Below are 433 nucleotides of genomic sequence, written 5' to 3' on the forward strand. Positions count from 1 at the left end.
GGCATCGACGATCGCCTCGGTGGGGTCGCGGGCGAACCGCTCGGCGTCGGCGTCCTCCTCGGCTTCCTCGATGAGAGGCCGGTAGCGGACCTCGACCGGGTAGGTGCGGCCCGAGACCTCGATGATCGGGGCGGGCGTCCCGTCGGCGGCCGCGAAGTGCTCGGCGAAGCGCTCCGGATCGATCGTCGCCGACGTGATGATCAGCTTGAGGTCCGGCCGCTTGGGCAGCAGCTGGCGCAGGTAGCCCAGCAGGAAGTCGATGTTGAGGCTGCGCTCGTGGGCCTCGTCGATGATGATCGTGTCGTAGCGACGCAGCATCCGGTCCCGCTGGAGCTCGGCCAGCAGGATGCCGTCGGTCATCAGTTTGATCCGGCTGGCCTTCGACGTCTTGTCGGTGAAGCGCACCTGGTAGCCGACGAGGTCGCCGAGCTCG

General features: G+C 68.4%; 1 pseudogene. It reads right to left on the reverse strand.

The features are described 5' to 3' along the window. A pseudogene (locus tag ACOADB_RS21185) lies at window positions 1-433 on the reverse strand (ATP-dependent helicase); the annotation flags it as partial.

Origin of the sequence: Nocardioides sp. CPCC 206348, assembly GCF_048654705.1 — a bacterium.
Classification (GTDB): Bacteria; Actinomycetota; Actinomycetes; order Propionibacteriales; family Nocardioidaceae; genus Nocardioides.